This window comes from Flavobacterium sp. (assembly GCF_004295795.1).
In the GTDB taxonomy this organism is placed as follows: Bacteria; Bacteroidota; Bacteroidia; order Flavobacteriales; family Flavobacteriaceae; genus Flavobacterium.
Genome location: NZ_SEBR01000009.1, coordinates 48172 through 72510 on the forward strand (window position 1 = coordinate 48172; position 24339 = coordinate 72510).

Sequence of the window (24339 nt, forward strand, 5' to 3'; positions counted from 1 at the left end):
ACGATGCATTTCTATCGCTAGGAATGTTAAGTAAACGCTCTAAATCTTCTACAAAAAAGTTCGACATTAGTTCGGGGATGGCTACTTAAGTCTTTAATGCGATATAATTATTTCACTCAAAAGCCTCAAATCTTCCAGTAAATGGTTCGAGTTTTGTAACTATCTGGCAATTAAATAGATACTGTTCAATAGTGTTTACTTTTTTTGACATAAATTGTAAATAACATTCTTATATCAGTAATTTTGTTACCTAAAACCATAACAAAGAAATGATTTTTGAAATTACGCACAATACGTATTTATACTGGCTTTTGCTTTAATGACTTTATTTAACTTTGGTCTCGATAGAAAGAATAAAATAATAGTACCAATCAAAAAAACTTTATGAGTGGATTTAAATTTATTGCCATTAGACCCTTAGTTGGATGTTATGAAAAATTTTCAAAGAATTTAATTAAAGGTAAAATCTATAAATTCTACCAGGAATTTGATTTTTATGATAAAGACAATAAATTAATTTATAATGATAATTATGTAATTAATGATGATAATGAGCAACTAAAAAATGTTGAAGTTAATTCAATAATAAAAAACACTTCAGTCCCCAATAATCTATATAGCAATTCAGATGGTGAACTTGAAATTAGTATATCAGCAATCGTTGGAAAAAATGGATCTGGCAAAAGCACATTATTGGAATTGTTATATGCTCTATGCTATTTAATAGCTACTGAAAAAGGTATACTTCAAAATCACAGTGATTTAAGTAAGTTTATTAATGGAAAAGGAATTAATCATAATAATCTTTTCAGTAAAATTAATCAGGTACAAGATGTATATGATAATCTAAAGGTGGAATTATTTTATGAGATAGATGAAGAATATTTTTCTGTCAGATTTGAAAACCATCTTTTATTACATAGAATAATTTCTGGTAATAAAAGTAAAGATATTTTCAATGATAGTTATTTCGATTCAGAAGGCCTTCCTAGAAAATTCTCATACATTTATGATAAGTTATTCTTTTACACTATATCTATAAATTATTCCCTTTATGGTTTAAATAACGAAAATGAAAGTAATTGGCTTCATGATTTATTTCATAAAAATGACGGATACCAAACCCCTTTAGTAATTAATCCATTCAGGCAAAAGGGAAATATTGACATTAATACAGAATATCATCTTGCTCAATCTAGATTGTTCGTCAATATTGTTAATGATAACTTTACTTTACGTTCCCCTTTAAACAATAAAAGTATAGATGTAATTTTATTTACACTTGATTTCAGTAAATTTAACACATTAGGAGTTCTTAACATTGATAATGTAATAGATCAATTTAAAAAAGAATACGGGTTAAGTGATAACAATTTCATAGTCAATGTCTACAATTCATTATATAGAGATAAAAAATACAGAATTAAAGAAATTAATCTGGAAAGAATTCAACATATTGATCTACTAGCAAAGTATATTTATAGAAAAGTCTTTAAAATAGCCATGAATTATGAAGAATATCATGAACATTTTGAAGTAACTGATGGAAATAAACCCATACCTACAATTAGAAGTTTTTTTAAACAATTACTTAAGCTTCAAAATGACAAAAGCCATATTACTCTTAAGTTAAGACAAATATTAAATTCCGTAAGATTTAATATTTTAGCCGATGATGATTTTAGTAAATGGATTGAAGAAGAAGACGACTATGAAAAAATATTAAATAAAATCAAGAAATTCTATTTTAAGATTAGTGTTGAAGATTTCATCAGGAGAATTAAAAATATAAAAATCGAATATCCGGATTTTGAAGTTAAAGAACTTATTCCTGCTGCATGCTTTATTCCTAAATTTGGGATAAGAAATAATGAATCCATGGGTTCTGTTGCTAATTTTGAAGATTTAAGTTCGGGAGAACAACAATTTATCCATTCTATACAATCAGTTCTATATCATATTTCCAATTTAAATTCAGTATTTTATTCTCCAACTGATAAAATTAAATACAATTATATAAACTTGATCTTAGACGAAATAGAATTATACTACCATCCAGAATTCCAGAGAAAATTCATTTCAGAATTACTTTATGGCATTAGAAATCTAAAAATTGAAAATATAAGAGCAATAAACATTTTATTTTCAACTCACTCTCCATTTATTTTATCTGATATTCCACACCAAAATACTCTGAGGCTTAGAGACGGAGATTTCTATTTATTTTCAAATATTGAGAAAACTTTTGGAGCAAACATTCATGACCTATTAGATAACGATTTCTTTTTAGAAGACGGTTTTATGGGAGAATGGGCTCAAATTAAAATTAAAAGTTTGATTGAATATTTAGATAACGACAAAAAATCATTCTTTCCTGAAGAATGGGACAAAGAAAGTTCTTATCAATTTATTGAGATAATTGGGGAACCAGTTTTAAGAAATACTCTTAGAGATATGTATTTTAAAAAATTTGACGATGAAATTGAAAATGAAATAGCGAGATTAAGACTTATACAAGACAAAAACATCAAATGACATGATTGCAATTAATACTCAAATTATTGAAAATGCTATTTTATCTTTCAAAAAAGAAATTGAAGATGATTATAAACTTACTTTACGACAGTTAGAAAAGGATTACAGGTCATATTTCAAAGATTTTTCACGGAATGAACAGGTTTTTTTTAGAAAATTTTTGTATTATACAAGAGACCATAATATTATAATTTTATCAAATTCCGAGATTGAGAATATCAAAAATTTAATTGGGGAAATCCCAAAATCTCATTTCAAAAAAAACATTAAAAACAAAATCATTTCTTTAAAAGATTTAATAAACAATACACTAAATTATAAAAATAAAAGAGATTCTTTTTATCCAAAATATTTTCAACACATTGGTGTCAAATCTTGCATATACTGTAATTCTCAACTTACAGTAACAATTGAAAAGACTATTCATTTAAAGACAAAAATCAACAATGAATTTATTGCTAAATTTCAAGTTGACCATTTTTACCCAAAAGATAAATATCCATATTTAAGCATCTCATTATATAATTTATATCCAACATGTGCCTCATGTAATAATTCAAAAAAGATTACTGAAGTAACTTTTAAATTATATCAGGACACAGTGTCACCCTCAAAATATAAATTCAAACTTGATTTAAAAAGTAAAGCTAAATTTCTGACTAGTAGAAATGTAAACGATATAGAATTTGACTTTGTTGATCCTGAAAAGCCAGATAAAAAAATCGCTGTAAAAGGGTCTTTTGAAGACACTTTTCAAATTAATGGTATATATAAAACACAAAAGGATGTAGCTGAGGAAATTATTTTAAAATCTCAAATCTACAACAAAGCTTATAAGAAGAAGTTAATAAATTCATTTCCTCACATATTCAGTAATAAAAATTTAGGTAACCGAATAATTTTAGGTAATTACTGTGAACCCGAAGAAATTCACAAGAGACCATTGGCTAAATTTATGCAAGATATTGCTGAAGATACTGGATTAATTTAAAAAAAATATCATCAATTTCTACTTAAGAATTCTTTCAAATTTCACTTTTTGATTTAAGAGACTTAAACCTCCTTTGGGCATGATAAAATAGTTATACATTGTTAGCAACGCTAAGAAATCAATATCTCACTCAAAAGCCTCAAATCCTCCAGCAAATGGTTCGAGTTTTGTACTATAAGGTGCACGAAAAGCCTCTCATTCGGGAGGCTTTTTCTATTTCCATTTTTTTTATTTGGGCGTTGCGGCGCGAACTGAGAACTGTCGTTGCGACTGCCAATCGAGAAAGCGCCGCCAGGCTGTCCGCTGTAGCCGCGAGCCAAAATCCGCGTTTTTCATCGGGCCAAACGAGCTTCCTGCGGTCGCTGTTTCGCGACGTGAAAAACTGCGGGTTTCGGCTCACGGGCTGCCGCTTCCATCCTTAACGCAACGGCGAATTCCATATCTTGCAATCGATTCCCGCATCGGGTTTTGCCCAACAAATCGGCTATTATGAAGATTTTCCTGTTTTCGGTATTTTTCGTTCTATGTCAAGTCGGCCAGGCGCAATCTGAGGAAAAGGCGATCAAAGAACTTGAACAACGCCACGCGAGGACGAATTTCGTGCGAGATTCCATTGGGAACCACATCCGGAAATACAACGACGAGATCGCCTTGCAAAAAGACAGTTCCGTTATAGAAAAAATGGATTTGTCGAGAGACTCGCTCTGGAACATCTCCGACCAAAACGACATAGAAGAACTCAAAACCGACATCGCTTACTGCAAGCAAAATCCAAGTTGCCAATACAGTTTCAGTCTTGTCGCTTCACAAGTGGCGAGACAACCGGGCAAGAATTTTTACGACGATTTCGTGACAATCTCCAAAAATGCGTCCGAAGAAATCAAGAAAGGAGAAACCTGGAAAGCGATGTCAGAAAAGCTCGTTTATTTCAAACAAAGCATGGTGGGAAGCGCCGCTCCAAAGTTTTCGGGCGTCGACGTTTCGGGACAAAATATCTCGCTTGACGAATTCGCCTCGAAGAAATATGTGCTGATCGATTTCTGGGCGAGCTGGTGCGGGCCGTGCAGGGCGGAAATTCCATTCCTGGACGCGTTGCGCGAGAAGTATAAGGACAAAGGTTTTGAAATCGTCAGCATTTCGATAGACGAAGATCTCGACAAATGGAAATCGGCGATCAAAAAGGAGCACATTGAAGATTGGAGACATTTTTCCACCGTCCAAAACAACTCACCGGCCAAAATGGACTATTTCGTGAACGGCGTGCCCCACAAAATCCTCATCGACAAAACCGGCAAGATTGTCGGAAAATGGAAGGCAAGCGGCGAACGTAATAAGAACGAACTTAAAACACAGCTGGAACAAATCTTCGGATTCTAAAAACCAAAATCGGCCAATCCGAAAATCGTACAACTGGAAAATATTTATCTGTAACTGGTTTTAACACAGCGCACTTACTTTTGCGCAAAACAGCAAATCCCATGAAAGCGCAGAATTTGATCCTGAGATGCAACGATTGCAAAATGCCGAATGAAAAGGAGTTTAACGAGTTCGTGTTCCAGCAACTCGACAACGCCAACGTGAATTATTGCGGAACGACGTCCGCCGAATGTAACATAAGCCATCCGTCAAGCGGAGTCTTGCTCAATTTCCACTTCAAGCATCCGTTCGAAATCGACGAGGAAAGCGCCATCGAAAAAGTGACTTTGGCCTTTTACAAAAAACAAGTCGAGCGAATCAAATCGAAAAAAGGGGAAATCGATATCTTCTTATCCTAAACTCGAAAGTCTGCAATTGCAGGCTTTTTTTAATTGCCGATAGTCCGGACCGTCGCGCCCTTCCGGAGATTGTTACGCTGCCGAACAAAAACGAAGTGGCGCGAAAAGAAAAACTTCTTGCCTAGAACAAATGAGTACTCAAAATGCCTGTCGGCGGTCGTTGCCTCACTTAGAAATATGGCATTTCGCCATTATCTTCTCCATTGTTATTCAATTTCATTTCTTTGAATATCTTAACTAACTGAGCGCCTTGTTCCGTTACAATGGATGGAATTTTTATGTTCTGGGATTGTTCACTTCCTCCACACGCGGCGCAGAATTCATAATAACCTATTATCTTTTTCTGTTTGTAAAACAGCAGGATATGTCTTGGGTAATAACAGTCGGCCAAAGTGCCAATTTCCGGTGGCGAAAACAGGACTTTGAAAATTTTATAGGATTGATCTGCATTTAAGCTTATGTCATCGACAAACTTTGTATTCTCAATTTGCAGGTCGTTATCCGTAAATTTTAATGCTGCGGTTCTATGGTGATTATATGAGACTAATCTGATAGCGTCATATTGATTGATGAATATCGATACTTCATCATTTTTTTTATTGCAAGACAAAAAACACGCAGCGAACAAAAAAGGCAGTAAGGCTTTGAACATAACTTGATTTTAGTATTTACAACGATCGATAACAGATTTGTTCCAGTATATCCAAGCCACGACTCGTGATCTATTCCCGATGCTCGCTATCATTTTTATGGAGTTCCGGCGTCGCCATAATTCTGGACATGAACACATCGTGCCTTTTGTGCGATAGATTTTAGTAGCATACCAAATTCCGAAAACCAGCGCGATTGCCAGGATAACAATGCAAATCAACAATCTCGTGGTTGATGGATTCGGTAAGTAAATAATCCCAGAGACGAACAGCGCAAACAGTACAGGCGAGGCCACAATTTGCAGCCAACCCACGATTTCCGTTATGCGTTCGAAAATTCTTGACATCACATTTTGCTTTTTATCCAATTGTCGATCTTGCGTTCCAAAAGTGCCAACGGCATCACGCCACTTTCCAAAATGCGAGCGTGGAATTCCTTGATGTCGAACTTTTTACCCAATTCTTTCTCGGCTTTTTTGCGCAACTCGATAATTTTCAATTGGCCGATCTTGTAAGACAAAGCTTGTCCCGGCATCGCCATGTAACGCTCGACTTCCATCACGATTCCATCGGCAGGTTCGGCTTCGTTTTCCATTTTGTATGCAATGGCCTGTTCGCGCGTCCAACCTTTCCAGTGCAAGCCAGTGTCGACGACAAGTCGCGTGGCACGTAGCATTTCGCTTCCCAACATCCCGAAATATTGAAATGGATCGTTGTACAAACCAAGTTCTTTCCCAAGACTTTCCGTGTACAAAGCCCAGCCTTCACCTTCGGCTCCAAACCAAGCGAATTTCCTGAAATCGGGCAATTCCTTGTTTTCCTGCTGTAGTGAAATCTGGAAATGATGCCCTGGAATCGCCTCGTGCAGGAACAGATCCTCGTCCGCATAATAATTGTAGTTTTTCACATCGGGAATCGGAACATAGAAAATTCCAGGTCGCGAACCGTCGGCGGCGCCTTGAATGTATTCTGCCGAAGCCGTTTTCTCGCGGAAAGCTTCGGTGCGACGAATCTCGAAAGGCGTTTTGGGCTGAAGCGAAAAAAACTTGTCGACGTTCGGTTTGATGATGTTGTGGATGCGCTCGAAATTGGCGATCACTTGTTCGGGCTTTGTGAAAGGCTTGAGTTCTTTTCGCTCGCGCACGTAGTTGAAAAAATCCTTGATATCGCCTTTGAAACCTACTTGTTGCTTGACTTTTTCCATTTCCGCACGCAATCTCGCCACTTCCTTGAGTCCGAGTTCGTGGATTTGGTCGGGTGTCATGTTCGTGGTCGTCGTCCATTGTTTTACGTAAACTTTGTATGCTTCTTTCCCGAAAGGCAATGCGCCGTAACCGCTGGTTTGGCGAGACGCAGGCAAATATTCGTTCTTGAGGAAGTCGACCATTTGTTTGAACTTCGGTTCGAGTTTTTGCGAAATTACATCAGAATAAGCTCGCGTGATTTCCTGTTTGGTCGCATCCGAAAAATCTTTCGGCATCGATTTGACCGTCGTGTAAAACAGATTTTTTTCGACAGTTCCGGTAATCATCTCCTCGAATTGCGGAATCACTTTCGCGGTCAGCGATTTTGGCAGAACGACTTTTTGTTCCAGACCTTTTTTCATGTAAACCATGGCCGAATCCATCCAAACGGCATATTTTTCCATTCGCGCCAAAAAGTTGCGATAGTCTTTTTCGGTCTTGAACGGTTGCGCCGATTCTCCGCCGGCCAATTGCGCCATCGTAAGCGGCGTTCCGTAAAATTGATTTATCGGGATCAGGTTCGTTTTGTGTTGCAGCAGTTCCAAACCGACTTCCGTTTCCCAGTCGATAATGTCATAACTGATCTTTTCTTCAGATGAAAGTCCTGTCGTATCCACATTTTTGAGTTCTGACTGATAATTCTCGAAGAACTTTTTCTGTTCAAGCCGATACGAATCTGTCATCTCGAACGCAAGTTGGTCGTTGTATTCGTTCTGTCCGTTCAGGGTCGCGTCCAAAGGATTCAACTTGTTCTTGTCGTCGAAATAACTCTTGGTCAACGCTGAAAAATCCATATCCTGTTTTTGCTCCGATTTTTTGCAATTCACGAAAACTGCGGCCACAATCGCCATTACTGAAATCCTGTAAACTATCTTTTTCATATTATCCGTGATAAACGCGTGAGGCGACAATTTTTCCGTTTTCCACTTCGAGCACTTCGGCGACCAACAAATCGTCTTCGCCTTCGAGTTCGCGCACGTATTCCATAAACACCTGGCGTTCGTTCGCGGTCAATGCTGTGATTTTATAGAAAAGCGTCGGCAAGCGATCGAAAGCGTCTTGCCACCAAGCGCGCATGGCGTCTTTTCCCGTAACCAGTCCGTTTGTTTCGGGCTGTCGGATTTTTAGTTTCGGGCTATAATGTTTGGCATCGTCGTGGTAAAGCGACAGCAGGCGCTCGAGATCTTTGGCGTTGAAAGCGTCCATCCACTGAACGGCGATATTTTCTACGGACATTTTAAGGAATTTGAAATTTCCCTAAAAGTACAAAAATGTTCAAGCCGCGTGCACATCGGAATCCAACCACAAAAGTTCGTTGAGGCAAGGATTGGCGCTCATGATGAGTTGCCACTTCTGTCGCTCTTTCCACTTCTTGATATCGCGCGCCCTGTTTTCGGCCAACGCGATATTTTTGAACGTCTCGAAATAAATCAAATGAGCCGGTTGCATGTCTCTCGAAAACGCCGAACAAGCGATCTGTCGGTGTTCGTTGAGTTTGTCGGATAAATCATCTGTCGCGCCAACATATAGATAGGTGCGCGTCGCATTGGTCAAAATGTAGAGATAAGAAAATTGCATGGCGTATAACTTTTGAGGCAAGTTACAGCGATACAATTTTTGTCGATTACAGAAAATCTGTAAAAAATGTTAATGTTTTGTGGCGTACGGATTGTCGTTCAAAGCAGTGAGGAAAGCGATAATTTGTTTGATCTCTTGGTCGCTCAGGTCAAGCGCATCGCCCGAAAGCGTCTGGTTTGTGACAGACAATCCCAAACCGCTTCCGCCGCCTTTGTTGTAAAAATCCATGACTTGTTCGAGCGTCGAATAAGCACCGTTGTGAAAATAGGGCGCGGTCAAAGCGCTGTTGCGAACCGTCACGGTCTTGAACGATTGGTTGTAGATCCAAGCGGTTTTTTCGGTAGCCGATTTGTTCGAAATCCTACCCAAATCGGCATCGGCCAACTTCGTGCCCGGATTTTGCTGCAGGCCCAAAACCTCGCTTTCGTTCTCGTTGAACAAAGGCGGGACCAAGCCCGAAAAAGTAGGAGCGAAGTGGCAAGTGGCGCAATTTGCCTTTCCCATGAACAGATTGAAACCCTTTTTCGCGTCAGCAGAAAGTTCGTCAGATTCGCCCCTGACATACTTGTCGAAAGCGCTGTTGTGCGATTGAAGCGATAAAACATAAGACGACAAAGCCTTTGTGATCGCCTCGCGGTCGGTGATTTTTTTCTTGAAAGCCTTTTTCGCCAAATTCGAATAAGCGGTGTTGGCGTTTACTTTTTCGAGAATATATTGGTATTGTGTGTTGAATTCGTCTTTGTTGAAAAGCACGTGTTCGGCTTGCTGTTCGAGTCCGAAGGCGCGCAAATCGTAGAAAAAACGGTCGGCGTAAACTGCATTCAGAAGCGTCGGCGAATTTCTCAGCACGGTTTTTCCAGAAACGTTGCCTTGCGATTTCGGCTTTCCGTCGGTGAACGCCAATTCCGGATTGTGGCAAGTCGCACAACTCATTTTTGCGTCCGAACTCAACGAATTGTCATAAAAAAGTCGCTTTCCGAGTTCTTGCAAGGCTGCGTTGTTTTCGGCCGGCGTCAATTCCGTAAAGAAATAAGGATTCAGGAAATCCGAAGCGAAAATCGACTGGCTTTTCGGATTCCAAGATGAAAATTGTTGTAGATCGACATCGGGATTTTTGGCCAGTCCGGTTTGCCCGAGTGCTTTGTACAAAGGATCGACGTGCTGTCTGAAAAAAGTCAGCCGGTCGAAAGTCTCAAAATCAGGATTCGATTTGAGATACGAAATCGCCTTTTCAAAACGCGAATCGATGTCAGCATAAAATTTCTGGTCGGATTGTCCGCGGAAAAACGCACGCATTCCTTCAAGAGAAGCGACAGATTCTGCGATTCCGTTCAAAGTTCCCGGCGTGTCAAAGCCCGAAACGCCAAGCGAAAAAATCCGGATGAGTTGCAATCGCATCGCATCGACTTCAGAAAATTGGGCAAAATTGCGCTGTTTCAAACCGCGGTGCAACATGCCGTAACTCGACAGCAATTTCTGGGAAACGACCGCGAGTTTGCTGCGTTCTTCGGCCAATTCGGCATCGTTCATTGCGGCCATTTCGTCCAAAACCTGCAAGCCTTCGGGATCTTTGATACTTGTCACGTTCCCTTCGGATTCATTTTGCAGCAAAGGCGCGCCGTTGAGATAACCTGTCGTGAATTCGGGATAGTAGAACGCGAGATAAAACTCGATTTTCTTGTATTTCAGACGCGTCTCGGCAATCGTCTTGCGAACGTTTTCGCCCGATTTCGGCTGTTTGTGGAAAGCGCGCGCGGCTTCGTCCAAAGCTTTTACGGATTGCATCAGATCGTCGGTCGCATCGGACACGAAAGTGTTCACCGGGCGATATTTTTCATCGGACACAAACGAATTGGAACTGAACCAAAGCGTGGCGATTCCGGCGAAAAACAGCAATAACAATAGGAGGTCTTTTTTTGGCATGACAAATCAATTTGCGATTATGCGACAGTTGGGCAAAGCTTTTTTGAGACGTAAAATCTCGTTTTTTGAAATCGGATTTCCGGTCAGGATCACGGTTTTGAGTTTGGAATTCGACGGGATTTCCAGCGGAAGTTTCGCAATGTCGTTTTGGGACAAAATCAGCAATTCAAGATTATGCATCCTGAAAACTTCTGAAGGAATTTCAGCAATCACATTATGGCTCAAAGTCAGTGATTTCAAGGCTTTCAACTCGAAAATTGCTGTCGGGAGCAATCGCAGTTGGTTGAATTCGAGATTGAGGATTTCAAGCGATTTGAGTTTGTGCCAACTGCCGTCGATCTCGTAAAATTGGTTGTAACCGAGATTGAGCGAACGCAGCCTTTTGAGGTCGAAAAATCCTGCGGGCAAAGCGTGCAATTGGTTGTATTCGAGATCGAGAACCGAGAGTTTCTTGCAACTCCCTATTTGCGTAGGAAGCGCCGTCAACTGATTGGCCGACAAGTGCAAATCCTCGAGTTTCCGGAGTTTCCCAATTTCATTCGGAAGTGAGGTCAGGTAATTGTTCGCCAGATCGAGACGCGTCAACTTGCCATATTTTCCGACGTCTGACGGAACGTATTTGAGCGCGTTGAAACGGAAATCGAGCACTTCGAGCTTGGTGAGTTCGAACAGCGAAGGTTCCCAGAATTCGACGAAATTGTTCATGAGGTTAATGAACCGAAGTTCGGTGAGATACTTGATTTGCGTCGGAACGAAAAACGTCTGCGTGTCTCGCAAATTGAGTTGTCTCGCCTTTGGATTATCGGCGAAAGCCTCGCTCACAGACGTATACATTTTTCCGGCATCGGCCGATGGATAACGGGTTTGGGAAAAGCAGACGCAACAGATCAGCAGCGAAATTCCCATTGAGATTCTGGACATTTTCATGAAATTTATAAAACGGAAGTAGGGGAAACCTCAATTTCCCCTGACTTGCCATTTTGTATTCGAAAAATGATTCTTATTTGGTCAAAACCTTGAACGATTCCTGTTTTCCGTCGACTTCGAGTTTCAGAATGTAGACCGATGCTTTTTTGATGAAAGCCGTAACGTCGAGTTCGAGGCGTTGCGATCCGTTTTCGATCGTGACATTATCCGAGGCATAAACTACTTTTCCGGTCAAATCCACGAGCTGGACTTTCGCTTTTCCAACCGACGCATTGGCCAATTCGATGAAAAGTTGTCCGCCTGTCGGATTCGGGTACACGCGGTTTTTGTTTGCGGCCGTAATGTCTTCCACCGACAATCCGATGTGGTTTTCGTTCGAGAACACAAGAGAAGCCGATGCGTTGATCGTGACTTGGTTTTCTGTCGCGTCAATTTGTGGCGCATTCGAAGCGTCCGGATGTTGGATCGAGAAAAATCCGTAAACATGGTCTGGAGAAAAATTCAAACCTGTCGGTTCAGAACCTGCCGGCATCGAGCCCCAAAGTTTCACGCGTGGCTGGCTTTGGTTGTGATCTGGCGTGATCATCCAGATGTAGTTCAGTCCGCCGTCTTGGCAAACCCAGAGATTTCCGCGATCGTCGAAAGTCAGGTTGTCGTTTCCGTCGCCCCAAGGTTCGGTGAAAGTGCCGTTTGCCGTTTCGATTCCGTACGATTTTCCGCCTGCAAAAGTCTGGAATTCAGAAATGGTCATGCCATTGTCCTTGAAATCGTAGATGCGGTCGTAGCCTTTTGCCGTGAAGTAGATTTTTCCCGTAATCGGATGGATTTCGACGTCTTCCACACCATTGAAACTCGTTCCTCCGACTGCCAGCGCGACGCTGTTCAGGTTGTTTCTGTCGGCTTGCGTATCGTTCGGAACTTCAATCCAAACGCCAGTTGAGCTGCTGGGATCTTGTCCGGAAAGCGGCAAATTGAGTTTCAGCACGTAAACCGTTCCATTGCGCAAATCGCCCGGCGTGTCCATGATGTACTTGTAGACGCAGTGTGTTCCGCCGTCTTCTCCGTAATAAGCGGTCGTTCCGTCGTTTGAAATCACGACATTTTCGTGGTTCATGCGTCCCATTGCCCAAAGTTTCTCCTGTCCGTTTCCGTAATCGCGCACTTTTGCCGTTTCCGGATCGATTTCAACAAGCCAGCCCACGTCCTGATAGCCGTCAGCATTACCGTCGCCGGCGTTCGTAGATTCTTCGGCAGTGACGACCGTTCCCCAAGGTGTTACGCCGCCCGAGCAGTTACGGGTCGTGGAAACCAAAGTGTTGTTGTAGAAATCCACGGCTCTTGAATCGGTTACGTTCCAAAGATTCGTCGTCGCGTTAAGGTTCAGGTTCAGGATCGAAACGCCTCCCGGTGTATTTTCGTGGTTTACCGACAAATAGCCGTTCGTGCTGCTGTTGTTGATCCCGATGTAAGCCGTGTAATCGTGCAAGCCAGGAACGGTTGCGATATTGGCTTCGGTCATCGTCATGTAAGCGTCGCCTTGCTTGAACAAAAGCTGGAATTTGTGTTCTGTCGGATAGATCAGAACAGGAGTTTGAGCCGTTGGTTGGATCGAGGTAAAGCAACTGATGTGGTCGTCGTTGCAATCGATCGAAAGGTCTTCGAAGTTTTTGAGATACAAGTCAAAACGCATGTCAGAACTTGTCAAGGCGTCGTTGTGAAGCTCGACCGCGATTCGGTTTACGCCTTGTACCAAAGCCGTCTTCGGAACAAAATACGTCTGGTAGATGTTCTCGTCTATGTTGTTGACATTGCTCAAGGCCAAAGTCGAGTAGGAAACCGTTCCTGTTGGAAGGTTGGAACGCACGACCTCGATTCCGTTCACGTAAATTATCACGCCGTCGTCGCGACGCACGCCAAGTTCCAGCTGAGTGGCGACATCGGCCAAATCAACGTTGAAATCCTTGACAAAATAACTCGTCGGATATTTGTTTGAAGCATCCGATCCGAAAGAAATCACGGTATTTACAGGATCGCCATACCCGAACGGTGCATAATTGTGACTCCACGTCGACACGTCATTTGATGCCGAATGCCAGTTTTGTCCGTCGAAATTCGTTCCGCTATCGGAATATTTCCATTGTGAATCCTTGGCGATCGGGAAATCAGTGACAACATAAGGATCAGGTTCGTTTGATTCGGGCAAACCTTCCACGATTACGTTCAGACGCGTATCTGAACTCGAGGCACTTCTTTGGTGCAATTCGATCGCGATCACGTTGTTTCCGTCGACCAATGTGTTTGGAACGGTGTACTCGTTCCAGGCTGTTTCGGCCGCGCCGTCGATCGTTTCGGCAGAATAAGAGTTGTAAGTCACCGCTCCGGACGGCATGTTCGAACGGATCGCCTCGACGCCATTGATGTAAACGATAACGCCGTCGTCGCGCATGATTCGGAATTTCAGCATATCGAACGCTTGCGCGGACGGAACGTTGATGTTTTTTCGGAAATAGTAAGTCGGATATTTATTCGAAGCACTTGGCCCGAAGGACAAAGTCGTCGCCATGCCCGGATCGCCGTAGCCAAGTGGCGCGTTTCCGCTCAACCAATTCGCATCGTCATAAGTTGACGCTTGCCAGGCCGTTCCCAAATCCTCTCCCAAATCGTGGTATTTCCAGGACGAATTTTCGGCAACCAAAACCGGATCGATTTGAGAAAGTCCGTCGAGTTTTACGTCCAGGCGAATGTCAGAACTCGAAGCGCTTCTTTGGTGCAGTTCGATCGCAATCACGTTTTGTCCGTTTGTAAGCAAATTCGGGATCACGTAATCGTTCCAGGCAGTTTCGGCGGCTCCGTCGATGGTCTCGGCAGAATACATGTTGTAGGCAATCATTCCCGTAGGCATATTCGAGCGGATCGCCTCGACGCCATTCACGTAAATCACGACACCATCGTCTCTTTGTACCGAAAATTTCAGATCATCGAAAGAAGCGCCGTTGGCAATGTCGATGGTTTTTCTGAAGTAATACGTCGGATATTTATTGGAAGCACTCGGCCCGAACGTCAAAGTCGTCGCCATGCCCGAATCGCCGTAGCCAAGTGGCGCATTTCCGCTCGCCCAATTCGCGTCGTCGTAGTTCGATTCTTTCCAGGCCGTGCCCAAATCCTGGCCTTGGTCGTTGAATTTCCAGCCGCTTCCGGCCGCGAAGATGTTGGTCTCGATTGGATCGAATGCGGTCGTTGCCGCGATTTTCGTCGCTTTGGTAGTTGCGGCGACTTCGGTTTTTTCGACCGGCTTTGGCATCGTGTACGAGAACATCCGTCCTGACGCGTATCCAAAAGCACCCAAAATCGAAAAAGCCGTTCCTAACAGAAGTACTTTTTGTTTCATTGCAGAAATTGTTGGTTTGTTTTCTGCAAAACTACTTCGTCAATATGACTGGCTCACGAAGTCGCGGTTATCGAATCTTTATCGATTGGACGCTTTTTTAAATCGGGGTTAAGCTTGTAAGTTGCTGGAAATAGGCGCGTTTTGGCTTTCGGAAACATTGTGGTAATGCGATCCGGAATTTTCATAAACTTCGCGAAACACAAGGGTAACTTTCTAGTTTCGACGAACGGCGATTGCCAAAAGTTGTCGGTTTACCCGTTTTTGAGGTTGATGACTTCTTGTTCGGTAAGCAATCTCCAATTTCCTCTCGGAAGGTTCTTTTTGGTCAATCCGGCGAAGAAAACGCGGTCGATGCGAAGCACGTTATAGTTGAATTTCTCGAAAATCGCGCGAACTACTTTTACGTTCGAAGTGCGCAATTTGAGTCCGATTTCGGTCTTTGGCTCGCCTTCCACATAAGTGATCTCGTCTATATACAAACGGTGTTCGTCGAGTTGCACGCCGCCGGCAATTTTCTCGAGATCTTCGAATTTGAGGTTTTTGTCGAGTGACACTTGATAGATCTTGAACGATTTCTGGTTCGGTTTCCCGAATTTCACCACCATATCGTTGTCGTTCGTGAAAAGCAACAAACCTGTCGTCGATTTGTCCATTCTTCCGATAGGTTTCAGGTTCGGAACGCCGCTTCCGCGAACCAGATCGAGCACATTGGCCGATCCTTTCTCGTCATCGCCCGAAGTGCTGAAGTTTTTCGGCTTGTTCAAAAGCACGTATTCCTTGCGCTCCGGAGTGATTTGCACGCCATCGAAGTTCACAACGTCGCCCGGTTTTACCTGGTAACCCATTTCCACGACGACTTGCCCGTTCACTTTCACGTTGCCCGACGAGATGTAGATATCGGCATCGCGTCTGGAGCAAACGCCTGAATTGGCGATGTATTTGTTGAGTCTGATCTCGTCTGAAGTCTTTTTGGCCGGTTTGGCTTCGGCCTTTGGTTTCACAGGCTTTTGCGAACGTTTTTGCAACGCAGGTTTGGCATCGCCCTTGGGCTTTGAGTAATTCTTGCGCGTCTCGTTCGACTTGCTTTTGTCGAAACGTTTGTTGTTTTTGTTCGGCTTGTCCATGTGAAATTTTTTGCAAAGATACGTAAGAACAAGCGATTTATGGTCAGAAGCTTTTTCCGGCTGACCGCTACTAGCTTTCTTAAAGACCGCGGCTTTTGTAACGCGCCCCAAGAGCTTCCGTTGGTCGCTTTGGTTCGCGAACAAAATCAGGCGGTTTTTCGCGAAAGGCTAGCCGCTTTCATCCGGGCTAGGCAATCGTTCGAAATTCAATTGTTGTGTTCGTGGTACAATATTTAAAGGTCAACGGCTGTCAGTTTTTCGAACCCAAACGAAAACAGCGATCAGCGAAAAGAAAACGATTCCAATAACAAAATGAGTTTTGGCTGGCACGTTGTGGGACGATGCCAAATATAAAAGCCATATAAATCCTATGGCGAGAACGAAAAGGCCAACAAGTATCGATAGAAAAAGTTTCATTGGTTGATGTTCCGGAAATTTAACAATTATTACAGATTTTCTGTATCGTGGCAAAGTGTAAATTTCGTAGGGATACATTCGCCCCTTCCCTGAAGGTAAGATCGGCATTTCCGAAATATCTCGTTTACATAAAAAATGTACTTTTTGTTAAAAGTTTTATCTGAACCTATTCTCTTTTTGGATTGTAAAAAGATTCGACATTTGAGTAACGAATGATGAACAACGAATAACGAAGTTTCTTACATCCCAGAAAGCAAAATCTTTTTTCCATGCCACAAAACGCTCGGTTCGATAAGCACGATGCAGAAAACGCCAGCCACAATAATGAATTTAAGCCAGTTGTGAAGTGCGAGGAATTGCTTTCGGCGGTCTGACCGCCATAGGAAAATCACGAAGAACAGCAGGAAAGTCAGACACATATAGAAGTAAATGTCCATATAGCCGACGTCGAAAAGTTCAATCAGCGCGTAAACCGGAACAACGGTCAGTAAACACAAAACCGTGATTATCGTCTTTGAAGTATTTTCGCCGTAAACGACAGGAATCGTCTTGTAATCTGTGGCGAAATCGCCTCTGAGGTTTTCGAGATCTTTGGTCATTTCTCGAATCAGCAGCAGCAAAAACAGGAAAGCCGCGTGTGAAATGATGATCTCGAGTTGGTTCGCACGAAACATGCTGTGCGGATCGAGTTTTCCGAAGTAAAGCAAAATCCCAAAAAACGGGGCGACAGCAAGCAAACAAGCCGTCAAATTCCCGATTATCGGATACTTTTTCAACTTGTGCGAATAGAACCAAATCACGAAAATGTAAACGGCGTAAAACAACGCAACGCGCCATGAAACAAGCCATCCGACAAAAACCGCCACAAAATTCGCCGAAAAATAGACGTACAATTTCGTCTTTTGGCTCACGAGTCGATCGAGCATCGATTTTCTGGGTCGGTTGATCAGATCTTTTTCGGAATCGTAAAAATTGTTGATGATATAACCCGAAGCGATCGCGATCGAAGACGCCAAAACCAGCAGAAAAAGGTTGCTGTCGAGCAAGACCTTCAAAGCCGGCATTTCGGGTGGCGACAAAATAAAAATCGCGCCGAGGTATTGCGCCAACGCGATCACGGGAATATTGTAGCCGCGAATCACCGAGAACATGCTCACGATTTTCTTGAGGAGCAATTTGTTCTTGCGGTTGAGCATAAATTGGGTTTTAGTCAAAAGTCCGTCTGACTTTAAACAGTTGACATTCAACTTTTAGAATTGGTAAACGACCTCGAGTTTGTAGTCTTTCAGGGCATTTTGCGCTTTCTCCAAATCTTCGGTAAAGCCCAAGATGTAACCGCCGCCGCCAGATCCGCAGAGTTTTAGGTAGTAATCGTTCGAGTCGATTCCGTGTTGCCAGATTCCATGAAATTGCTCGGGAATCATCGGCTTGAAATTGTTCAAAACGACCTTGGAAAGCTGTTTTGTGTTGGCGAACAACGATTTCATGTCGCCACCAAGAAAGTTCTCGACGCACAAATCAGTATATTTCACGAATTGGTTTTTCAACATCGCGCGGAAGCCTTTGTCCTTGAGGTTTTCCATGAAAATGTTCACCATCGGAGCGGTTTCGCCCACGATTCCCGAGTCGAGCAAAAATACGGCTCCGTGTCCGGTCGCTTTTTGGGCAGGAATTCCCGTGGCTTCGATATCTTCTTTGGAGTTGATCAAAATCGGGATGCTCAAATACGAATTCAATGGGTCAAGTCCGGAACTTTTTCCGTGAAAGAAAGATTCCATGTGTCCGAAAATCGTTTTGAGCGTAAGCAATTTCTCACGCGTCAAATTCTCGAGCACCGTGATTTTGTCCTTCGCATATTTGTCGTAGATCGCCGCGACCAAAGCGCCGCTTGAACCCACGCCATAACCTTGCGGAATCGACGAATCGAAATACATTCCTTCAGCGATGTCGTGATGTAATTTCTCGATCTCGAACTGAACCAGATTCGGATGCTCTTTTTGGAGATTTTCCAGATAGAACACAAATCGGCTCAAACTCGCGTTCGACGCTTTGGCTTCGTCAGACAATTCATCCGAAACCTTGAGCGCGCCGTTGTAGAAATTGTATGGGATAGAAAGTCCTTTGGAATCCTTGATGATTCCGTATTCCCCGAAAAGAAGGATTTTTGAGTAAAATAACGGTCCTTTCATTTTGTTTTGGTGTTGTGGAAATAACGCGGTTTTGTCCGTTTTATTTATTGTAAAGGTACAGAATTATAAATCTCGAACTTTCAAAAGTTTTGTGCGCCTGAACCAATGCGGTCACAAATGTACTCTCCGTTTTTGCAATGTGCAACCAATTCATCCTTAATAAATTGCAAAACTTTTTCACCGACATTTTCCGGATAGAGAACGTGGACGTTTGCACCCGCGTCCAAAGTGAAACAAACCGGCGTGGCAGTTTCACGTCTGAATTTCCAGATTTTGTTGATGATTTCCAGAGTGTTTGGTTTCATCAGAATGAAATAGGGATTCGAAGTCAGCATCATTGCGTGCAAAGTCAAAGCCTCGCTTTCCACGATTGAAATAAATGCTTCGAGATTTCCCGAAACCAAAGCGTTCTTGATTTTCGACAGATTCTCGTGCGCCTGTTCAAAACGTCTTTCGGCAAACGGATGTCTGAACATCAAATCGTGTCCGACTGTACTCGAAACTTCTTTTTGTCCTTTTTCAACAAGCAGAATAGTGTCCTGATAGTTTTTGAATTGCTGATGGATTTCAAACGGGAATTCAACTCCGAACAAATCGGAACTCCCGGGAATTCCGGCGTGTTTTCCCCAAACGACGACTTCGCCTTTGACGCTTCTGCAAGCGCTTCCCGAACCAAGTCTGGCCAAAAACGACGCCTTTTTCCAAAAATAATCATCGGTCATCGCCGGGTTCAAAGTCTTTTCCAGACTCATCAAATTCACGCTCAAAGCCGCCATTCCGGAAGCCGAAGATGCAATTCCCGAAGAATGCGGAAAAGTATTTCGCGTGTCGATAGTAAAATGGAAATCTTTCAAAAACGGCAAGTAAGTCTCTACCCTTTGAAAAAACTTGAGGATTTTTGGCTTGAAATCTTCCTTCGGACTTCCCTCGAAAAGCAAGTCGAAAGCGAAATTCCCGTCGTTTTCACGCTTGTGGAATTCTAGTTCGGTAACCGTTTTGCAAGCGTCCAAAGTAAAGCTGATCGAGGGATTCGCAGGCAATTGCGGCTCTATCTTGCCCCAATATTTCACAAGTGCGATGTTGCTGGGAGCGCTCCATTCAAAGCGACCCGATGCTATAGAATTCGAATATTCTTTGGGAACGAAATCGACGTCTTGCGTCATAATTTAATTTTTTGTGCAAAGATAATAAGCAGACGGCAACCTTAACTATTCTTAACTTCTTAATGGCTCAAAAAACCTAACTTTACTTGGTAAAACAGCTTTTAAAATATGAACAAATTCGTCAAAATGGCCATAATGGTCGCGACCTGTCTCGGAATCGGCTACATTTCAGGAGAAGTCACGCGAACCGCGATCACGACTTGGTACGTCACCATTGAAAAACCGTCGTTCAATCCGCCAAATTGGATTTTCGCCCCGGTTTGGAGCGCGTTGTATTTTTTTATGGGCGTCGCCGCGGGCTTGGTCTGGGCGCGCATTGATTTCGAAAGAAACGAGGTCAAAAAAGCGCTCATATTCTTTTTTATTCAACTTGCGCTCAACGCTTTGTGGTCGTATCTTTTCTTCGGACTCCAAAATCCGTTGCTGGCGCTGGTCGAAATCGTGCTTTTATGGCTTATGATTTACGAAACCTGGCTCAAATTCGGACGGATCAACAAACTGTCAGGCTGGCTTTTCGTGCCATATTTGCTTTGGGTTGCTTTCGCGGCCGTGTTGAACGCATCCATTTGGTATTTGAACAGATAGTTTTGGGCGTGCCGGCGGCCGGGAAAATCCGCAGTTGCGACTTCAATCGGCGTCGGCCGCCGTCAGGCTGGACGGCACTCGCTTTTTTGCCACGGGCTCAAGGCCAAACTACGAACGCTGTTGGGCAAAAAGAGCTTAGACAATGCCGTCATCCTTCACGCAATTTTGTTTCCATCAAAACCGATCTTTCCAAAATCAAAAAATCCCCTCCGAACCAACGAAGGGGATTTTTTCATAATAACGATATTGTTTATTCAACAACCAATTTCCTGACAAGTTTTTTGTCGTTGCTTGTCGTGATTTCCACGAGATAGATTCCGCTCGACAAGCTGCTGATATCGACATCGGTTTGTGTAAGGTTGTTTACCTGAGCGTTCAGGACTTTCTTGCCAAGCAAATCGTGAACTGAAATCCGCGAAAGCGTTTCGTTCGTCTCGACGATATTCACCGTGAAAGAACTCTTGGCGGGATTTGGGAACAAAGTCACGTTCGAACTGCCGAATTCTCCAGCCGATAGCGCATCCACGAAAGTGGTATAAAAAGTATTGGTAACAATGGCAAGATTGCTGTCGAACACGATTTCTGCCGTATTCGGAATGACGTCACCCGTAACGAATCCCGGCTTTACCTTGACTTTGAAGAAAATGAATCCTTTTGACAACGCATCGTTCTCGAGTTGTCCCGGCAACATGATGTACTCGAAATTCCAGCGCACCAAATTGCCTTTGCGATACATGGTGTAAGTGTGGCTTGAGTTCATCATCACGACAGTGTTCTCATTGAGTTTCGAATCGAGCACATCTTGCACAACGACCTGAATCGCGCTGGCCGTTCCTATGTTCTGGAAATAAATCGTGTAATACAAATATTCGTTGGCGCTGAACGTATTGATGTCGATCTGCGCGCCGTGAGCTTCCACGACCATATTCGGATCATAGGAATTGATGACAACCTGAGCATTCGAGAATGTATTATTTGTCGCATCAATATCGTTTGAAACACCAGAAACACTTACCGTGTTGGTCAAAACGTCGTCCATATTGACAATTGGCGGATCTGGAACTGAAAGCGTAACGACAATCTGGCGTGTTTCGTTAGGAAGCAAATCTGCGAAAGCGAACGTGAATCCGTTGGAATTTGCAACAGTTCCCGCTTGAGAAATAGCTGTGATCGAAACCAGCGCATCTTTCGCAAAAGTCAAAGTGCCAGATGCTGGCGCGATTCCGTTATTGGTGTAATAAACGATATTTTGGTAAGTCAATCCTGGTCGCGGCTGACTCATCGCTACGATACTTACGGCGACATCGTTGTAAGGCGTCGTGAGTGTAATCGGGAAATTCACGATTTGGGTTCCGCTTCCTGTCGCAACGGAAAGATCGTCATAAGAGGCCGAAACCGAATAATAAGCAGCATAATCAGACTGGATTTCAAACGACAAATCGTAAACATTCACCGAATTTTCATCATAAAGGTCATGGCTGCCAAACGGAGAATAAACCTGTTCAGGATCGGCGAGATTGTTCTTGTCGACGCTGAAAGATCCGTGGGTGAAATAATCTTCGTCCGAATCTTTTACTCCATTGGCGTTTTCATCCACAAAGGCCACGAGCTGCAACCTGTCGCTGCATTGAGGCGGACCCGACGTAAAACTTCCGGCTTCGATGAAAACCGCAGAGTCATACTGCGAATCAGAACGATCGGCAACAACCAATTTGATGTGGTAAGGATGATTCGGAATCACGGTAGCCGAAGCCGTCATGACACTGGTCTGACCGATGAAGTTCGTCGCGGAATCGTAATTCGGCATTCCAAAGTAAGTATCGAAATAACCCTCGTTCACAGAAGCGCAATTTGTGTTGTATTCGCCGTCGCGGATCGTCACCACAGAAACCGGATCCTGAGTGCCCGGAACGACTGCGATATTCGTGGTTATACCCGTCTCGAGATCGGTCAGCAGGAACGCAAAAGCATCGGCGAAACTACATTGGAAAGTTCCGTATTCGTCTGAGGCGAAAAGGAAATTGAAGCTCATGAAAGCGTTTAGCGCCGTGAAATCGAATTCGAGTGAAGTCGCGTTCAGGGAAGTCATAGGCGTTCCGATTGCCGCAGAGATTATGGTCTCAAGTTGCGTGTCGCCCGGCCAGCCAATTCCTCCGTCGCTCAAAGCCGAGGTATTCGGACCCGGAATATTGTCGGCATTTCCGGTACTAAGCACGATTCCGGAAGTCAGTGGAAACGTCGGGTTCGTGTTTTGGAAAAATCCGATGCCGTTCGTACTGGCGAAATTCGTGCCCGTGCTCGAAGTGATATTGCTCACCTCAAGGCAAGGATTGTCGATCAGAACGTTGTTGACGAGTCCGGAAGCATCGTAAAGTGTGGTATTTACCGAAAGCGGATTCGAAGTCGGAGTCAAAGTCACGAACGACGCCGGAATCGCAAGTCCCGGAAAAACCAGATCTTCGCAAATGCTGCTGATGCTTACGGTATACAAAGTGCTTGCGAACAATCCGGTAATTGTATACGACGGACTGTCAACTGTCACAGTTTGCCCATTGTATTGTATCGACCATTGCGTGGACGACCCGTTCGGTGTCCAGTTCAAGGTAGCTGAAGTCGCTGTGATATTCGAGACTACAGGGTTTGACGGCGGCTGGCAATCAACGCCGACACCGCAGGTCACATTGGCGATCCATCCTGCGTAATTTACGGCTGAGTCACTTCTGAATTGAAACGTGAGACAACCATCGGCGCTTGAAGACTCGAACGGCCCCGGAAGCGTCGTTCCCCAAAATCCGCCAGATAATCCACCGGGCGCATTTCCCGGACCGTTTCCGCTTAAAATCTGCGGAGCCGAAGTCGTACTTCCATTAAATACATAAAGCGGATCCCAACTGTCTTCGGTACTGAAACTCGTGAATGTCACGCGCACTTTTTCGCCCGGAACGTCAGGACAAATCGTCGTGACCGTATTATTCCCATTCGGATAATTGGCAGACTGTCCGCCCGGATCGGTAAAAGTCGAGCCGCAAGTAGGAGGCGCGGCCGTCGTGTAAGCCGTAATCGGTGCGCTCCAATCAGAAAACACATTATCGTCACACGAAGATCTCACATAGAAATCATAGCAAGTGTCAGGTGAAAGTCCGGTTCGCACAAAAGGATGCGCAGTTGCTGAAACACCTTGCGAGCTCGACGTTGGCGCGGGCGTTCCACAAGGCGTCGCATAAACCTGCCACGAATTCGAAGTGGAATAACTCGACCAGTCGAGCGTAACCGAGTTCGACGTCGCAATGCTAGTTTGTACGCCAGACGGCTGGATACAAGCCGATGCAGCAATACAGTTCACGTTGGCGATCCAGCCGGGATTGTCGACAACGCTGTCGGTTCTGAACAAAAACGTGAGGCAACCGTCTGGGCTTGTAGCGATAAATGGTCCGGGAAGTGCCGTTCCCCAAAATCCGCCAGAAAGTCCACCGGGTACATTCCCCGGCCCGTTTCCACTCGAAAACTGAGGCGACAAAATGGAGTTTCCGTCGAAGACGTAAAGTGCGTCGAAATTCGGTTCGGTGTTAAATAAACTAAAAGTGATCGTGACAATATCTCCTGGATTTTCAGGACAGATCGTCGTTGTTTCGTTGGCGTTGTTGGGGTAATTTCCGCTTCCGCCAGAATCTGTAAAAGTCCCGCCGCAAACGGGATTTGAAGTCTGGGCGATTCCGACTACAGATAAAAGTGAAACAAAAAACAAGTGGAGTAGTTGTTTTTTCATTGGCGTTGTGTGTGTTTTTTGTAGGGAATCTCAAATGTATTGATTTGCAAATTGTTAAACAAGCGTTAAACTAATTGAAACAAA

Annotated in this window: 17 protein-coding genes; 5 read left to right on the plus strand and 12 right to left on the minus strand. The window is 43.5% G+C overall.

The genetic code is table 11. From position 1 onward, the window contains the following. Nucleotides 1-384: 384 nt before the first annotated feature. From EOO49_RS09365 to EOO49_RS09380, 4 genes are all read left to right on the plus strand, one after another. A complete protein-coding gene (locus EOO49_RS09365) occupies nt 385-2535 on the plus strand; it encodes an AAA family ATPase (protein WP_290844973.1) in 2151 nt (716 codons plus the stop codon). A gap of 1 nt (nt 2536) precedes the next feature. Further along, complete coding sequence (locus tag EOO49_RS09370; protein ID WP_290844975.1) at nt 2537-3526, plus strand: hypothetical protein; 990 nt, start codon at nt 2537-2539, stop codon at nt 3524-3526. A 489-nt stretch (nt 3527-4015) separates the two neighbouring features. After that, nucleotides 4016-4903, plus strand: a complete 888-nt coding sequence (locus tag EOO49_RS09375; RefSeq protein WP_290844977.1) for a TlpA disulfide reductase family protein — start codon at nt 4016-4018, stop codon at nt 4901-4903. Between the two features lie 101 nt (nt 4904-5004). Beyond that, the gene (locus tag EOO49_RS09380; protein WP_290844979.1) at nt 5005-5301 is read left to right on the plus strand and encodes a hypothetical protein; all 297 of its coding nucleotides are present in this window, start codon (nt 5005-5007) and stop codon (nt 5299-5301) included. 169 nt (nt 5302-5470) lie between these two features. On the opposite strand, the gene EOO49_RS09385 is transcribed toward EOO49_RS09380, so the two are convergent. The 11 genes from EOO49_RS09385 to EOO49_RS09435 form a co-directional block, all read right to left on the minus strand. Beyond that, the gene (locus tag EOO49_RS09385; protein WP_290844980.1) at nt 5471-5953 is read right to left on the minus strand and encodes a hypothetical protein; all 483 of its coding nucleotides are present in this window, start codon (nt 5951-5953) and stop codon (nt 5471-5473) included. Between the two features lie 344 nt (nt 5954-6297). Next, nucleotides 6298-8076 carry a DUF885 family protein gene (locus EOO49_RS09390; RefSeq protein ID WP_290844982.1) on the minus strand — a complete coding sequence of 593 codons (1779 nt, stop codon included), beginning with the start codon at nt 8074-8076 and terminating at the stop codon, nt 6298-6300. A 1-nt stretch (nt 8077) separates the two neighbouring features. Beyond that, entirely contained in the window at nt 8078-8431 is a 354-nt protein-coding gene (locus tag EOO49_RS09395) for a nuclear transport factor 2 family protein (RefSeq protein ID WP_290844984.1), read from the minus strand. A gap of 39 nt (nt 8432-8470) precedes the next feature. Continuing rightward, nucleotides 8471-8773, minus strand: a complete 303-nt coding sequence (locus tag EOO49_RS09400; protein WP_290844986.1) for a GIY-YIG nuclease family protein — start codon at nt 8771-8773, stop codon at nt 8471-8473. A gap of 69 nt (nt 8774-8842) precedes the next feature. After that, on the minus strand, nt 8843-10696 hold the full coding sequence (locus EOO49_RS09405; RefSeq protein WP_290844988.1) for a cytochrome c peroxidase: 1854 nt from the start codon (nt 10694-10696) through the stop codon (nt 8843-8845). Between the two features lie 6 nt (nt 10697-10702). After that, a complete protein-coding gene (locus EOO49_RS09410) occupies nt 10703-11617 on the minus strand; it encodes a leucine-rich repeat domain-containing protein (RefSeq protein ID WP_290844990.1) in 915 nt (304 codons plus the stop codon). Nucleotides 11618-11696: 79 nt separating this feature from the next. Next, entirely contained in the window at nt 11697-15011 is a 3315-nt protein-coding gene (locus EOO49_RS09415) for an alkaline phosphatase PhoX (RefSeq protein ID WP_290844993.1), read from the minus strand. 251 nt (nt 15012-15262) lie between these two features. Further along, a complete protein-coding gene (locus EOO49_RS09420; RefSeq protein WP_290844995.1) occupies nt 15263-16135 on the minus strand; it encodes a pseudouridine synthase in 873 nt (290 codons plus the stop codon). A gap of 656 nt (nt 16136-16791) precedes the next feature. Further along, on the minus strand, nt 16792-17748 hold the full coding sequence (locus EOO49_RS09425) for a geranylgeranylglycerol-phosphate geranylgeranyltransferase (protein WP_290844997.1): 957 nt from the start codon (nt 17746-17748) through the stop codon (nt 16792-16794). 54 nt (nt 17749-17802) lie between these two features. After that, a complete protein-coding gene (locus EOO49_RS09430) occupies nt 17803-18741 on the minus strand; it encodes a mevalonate kinase (protein ID WP_290844999.1) in 939 nt (312 codons plus the stop codon). Nucleotides 18742-18821: 80 nt separating this feature from the next. Continuing rightward, nucleotides 18822-19904 (minus strand): diphosphomevalonate decarboxylase, encoded by a 1083-nt coding sequence (locus tag EOO49_RS09435; RefSeq protein WP_290845001.1) that lies wholly within the window; start codon nt 19902-19904, stop codon nt 18822-18824. A gap of 108 nt (nt 19905-20012) precedes the next feature. Here EOO49_RS09435 and EOO49_RS09440 point away from each other — a divergent pair, with 108 nt between their 5' ends. Further along, on the plus strand, nt 20013-20489 hold the full coding sequence (locus tag EOO49_RS09440) for a TspO/MBR family protein (RefSeq protein ID WP_290845003.1): 477 nt from the start codon (nt 20013-20015) through the stop codon (nt 20487-20489). Nucleotides 20490-20739: 250 nt separating this feature from the next. Here the strand turns inward: EOO49_RS09440 and EOO49_RS09445 are convergent, their stop codons facing one another. Continuing rightward, nucleotides 20740-24255, minus strand: coding sequence for a choice-of-anchor L domain-containing protein (locus tag EOO49_RS09445; RefSeq protein WP_290845004.1), 3516 nt, complete (start codon nt 24253-24255; stop codon nt 20740-20742). Between the last annotated feature and the right edge of the window lie 84 nt (nt 24256-24339).

Bases quoted from the DNA above. Each gene is read 5' to 3' on its own strand.
- EOO49_RS09365 (WP_290844973.1), top strand. From the start codon at position 385: ATGAGTGGATTTAAATTTATTGCCATTAGACCCTTAGTTGGATGTTAT.
- EOO49_RS09370 (WP_290844975.1), top strand. From the start codon at position 2,537: ATGATTGCAATTAATACTCAAATTATTGAAAATGCTATTTTATCTTTC.
- EOO49_RS09375 (WP_290844977.1), top strand. From the start codon at position 4,016: ATGAAGATTTTCCTGTTTTCGGTATTTTTCGTTCTATGTCAAGTCGGC.
- EOO49_RS09380 (WP_290844979.1), top strand. From the start codon at position 5,005: ATGAAAGCGCAGAATTTGATCCTGAGATGCAACGATTGCAAAATGCCG.
- EOO49_RS09385 (WP_290844980.1), bottom strand. From the start codon at position 5,953: ATGTTCAAAGCCTTACTGCCTTTTTTGTTCGCTGCGTGTTTTTTGTCT.
- EOO49_RS09390 (WP_290844982.1), bottom strand. From the start codon at position 8,076: ATGAAAAAGATAGTTTACAGGATTTCAGTAATGGCGATTGTGGCCGCA.
- EOO49_RS09395 (WP_290844984.1), bottom strand. From the start codon at position 8,431: ATGTCCGTAGAAAATATCGCCGTTCAGTGGATGGACGCTTTCAACGCC.
- EOO49_RS09400 (WP_290844986.1), bottom strand. From the start codon at position 8,773: ATGCAATTTTCTTATCTCTACATTTTGACCAATGCGACGCGCACCTAT.
- EOO49_RS09405 (WP_290844988.1), bottom strand. From the start codon at position 10,696: ATGCCAAAAAAAGACCTCCTATTGTTATTGCTGTTTTTCGCCGGAATC.
- EOO49_RS09410 (WP_290844990.1), bottom strand. From the start codon at position 11,617: ATGTCCAGAATCTCAATGGGAATTTCGCTGCTGATCTGTTGCGTCTGC.
- EOO49_RS09415 (WP_290844993.1), bottom strand. From the start codon at position 15,011: ATGAAACAAAAAGTACTTCTGTTAGGAACGGCTTTTTCGATTTTGGGT.
- EOO49_RS09420 (WP_290844995.1), bottom strand. From the start codon at position 16,135: ATGGACAAGCCGAACAAAAACAACAAACGTTTCGACAAAAGCAAGTCG.
- EOO49_RS09425 (WP_290844997.1), bottom strand. From the start codon at position 17,748: ATGCTCAACCGCAAGAACAAATTGCTCCTCAAGAAAATCGTGAGCATG.
- EOO49_RS09430 (WP_290844999.1), bottom strand. From the start codon at position 18,741: ATGAAAGGACCGTTATTTTACTCAAAAATCCTTCTTTTCGGGGAATAC.
- EOO49_RS09435 (WP_290845001.1), bottom strand. From the start codon at position 19,904: ATGACGCAAGACGTCGATTTCGTTCCCAAAGAATATTCGAATTCTATA.
- EOO49_RS09440 (WP_290845003.1), top strand. From the start codon at position 20,013: ATGAACAAATTCGTCAAAATGGCCATAATGGTCGCGACCTGTCTCGGA.
- EOO49_RS09445 (WP_290845004.1), bottom strand. From the start codon at position 24,255: ATGAAAAAACAACTACTCCACTTGTTTTTTGTTTCACTTTTATCTGTA.